General features: G+C 45.1%; 2 protein-coding genes. Both read left to right on the top strand.

Annotation, left to right across the window (positions count from 1 at the left end; genetic code table 11):
• The first annotated feature begins 36 nt into the window (after positions 1-36).
• Positions 37-1530 carry an RNA ligase gene (locus tag Q0614_RS08620; RefSeq protein ID WP_298788046.1) on the top strand — a complete coding sequence of 498 codons (1494 nt, stop codon included), beginning with the start codon at positions 37-39 and terminating at the stop codon, positions 1528-1530.
• A 69-nt stretch (positions 1531-1599) separates the two neighbouring features.
• Positions 1600-2139, top strand: a 540-nt coding sequence (locus Q0614_RS08615; RefSeq protein ID WP_298788045.1) for a metallophosphoesterase, incomplete at its 3' end; no start/stop codon positions are given.

The raw sequence follows: 2139 nt of genomic DNA, 5'->3' as shown, positions 1-2139 counted from the left end.
AGGTAGAATATCGCCACATAAAATCAAGGCGGTAAAATGAGAAAATTTATAGTCGTTCGCGGACACGCGGGCTCTGGTAAAACGACTTTCGCAAAAGAGAAAATTAAAGAATTTAAAAACGAATATCCGCAGGCGCAAATTTATCATCTGGAAAACGATATGTTTTTAACTGATGAGGCGGGGGTTTATACTTGGTCGCCGAAGCTTTTGGAGGACGCGAAGCGCAAGGTCGCCCGCGAGATAAAGCAGGCGTATAAATTTGCCCTGGAAAACAAAGCTAAAGACGTTCTTATCGTGCTTAGCAACGTGAGCGCGCGCACCAAAGAGCTGCTAAGCCTAAAAGAGCAAGCCGCCCAAAATGGATTTATTTTCGAATGCTTTAGAATGCAAAATTTCTTCGCTTCCGAGCACGGCGTCGATGAAGATACGGTGATAGCGATGTTTATCAAAGTCGCAAACAATAAAATAGAGGGCGAAATTTTGATCCCGCCCGTCAATCCTATAAGCGAAAACGTAGCGCAAAAGATCAAAGACGCGGCGGCTCTAAACAGGCGCAATCTGCCCTTTGATGCGGCGCAAAATACCTACGTAACGAAAAAATATATCACCGCTACGCAGGATAAAAGGCTCTGGAGTGCGCGTCAAAGCGAGCTTTATCCCGAGCTTCGCACCTATAAATACTCAAAACGCGTCTTTTTCAAAGCCGATTGGGATAAGGCGTTGCTTGAGATGCGCGGGCTCATAATGGACGAGAATCTAAATATCATCGTGCGTCCATTTAAAAAGGTCTATAACTATTCGGAATTTACCTCGCACAAAAGCCTTTATCCTATCGATATCACGGACGATACGCCCGTGCTTGCCGTGCGAAAGGTAAACGGCTTTTTGGGGTGTTGCACCTACGTAGATGTAGGCGAAAGCGGCGCGAGCTTTAACCGCCGCGTCATCTACTCCACGACGGGATCGACCGATAGTAGATTTGCGCAGATGGCGCGCGAGCACTGCTGTAAATTTGAAGAGATTTTTAAACGCTATCCGAATAAAACTTTTTTATTTGAGATCACCGACGAGAGCGACCCGCACATCGTAGAAGAGGAGCTTGGAGAGACCTTTATCGGGCTTATCGACGCTAAAACCGGCGCGCAAGCAAGCGAATTTGAGCTGGATAAAATCGCCGCAGGCACTGCCGCCGCGCTAAAAAGACCTTTTTATAAAGAGGGCGAGCAGTATCTAAAAACGAGCTTTGCGGAGCTTAAAAATATAGTCAAAGAGGCGAAATTCGAGGGCTTTATGGTGTATATCCCAAGCCAAAACGATTTTTGCTTTAAGATGAAAACGCCTTATTATCTCGTGAATAAATTTTTCGCTCGCAGTAAAAACGAGGCGCTTTCCGGCAAACTGGATAAAACCAAGCTTGATGAGGAATTTCACCCCTTGATCGATCATATCAAAGCAAACGAGCGAGAATTCAAATCCCTTGACGAGCAGGGCAAGCTAGGCTTTATAAAAGAATTTTTAGAAAAAATTTAACGATTACCGCGCGAATATTTGACGCCGTGTAAATTTACGTAAGCGGCGATTAAAATTTAAAGGAAAATGATGATATTTTTTACCTCCGATTTGCATTTTTATCACGGCAATATTATGAAATACTGCCCTAAATTTAGGGCTTTTAACGACGTAAGCGAGATGAACGAAAAGCTAATAGAGCTCTGGAATGCCGTAGTGAGGCCCGAGGATACGGTTTATGATCTGGGCGATTTTGCATTTTGTAATAAATTAAAGGATCTAAAAAGCGTCGCGCGTAGGCTAAACGGCTCGCATGTGCTGATTTTAGGCAACCACGATACGCTCATTAGCCAAAACAAAGAAGCGCTGCTACGCGAGCTAAAAGATGACGGAAATCCTATCTTTAGCGATATCTTGCACTACAAGGAGCTAAATTTTGACGGCGGCGCGGGCACGATAAAGGACGGCAAAACGGGTATGAGCATCTGTATGTTTCACTATCCCGTAGAGGAGCACAACCGCGCCTCGAAAGGTTCTTTTATGCTTCACGGGCACTTGCACGACCGCGCTTCCAGCCTAGAGGGGCGCATACTAAACGTAGGCTTTGACTCGCACGGCAAAATTTTAAGC

The organism is uncultured Campylobacter sp., from assembly GCF_937997595.1.
In the GTDB taxonomy this organism is placed as follows: Bacteria; Campylobacterota; Campylobacteria; order Campylobacterales; family Campylobacteraceae; genus Campylobacter_B.
This window is presented reverse-complemented; position numbering and strand designations above follow the sequence as displayed.

Coding starts and splice junctions, on each gene's coding strand:
- Q0614_RS08620 (WP_298788046.1), top strand. CDS start 37: ATGAGAAAATTTATAGTCGTTCGCGGACACGCGGGCTCTGGTAAAACG.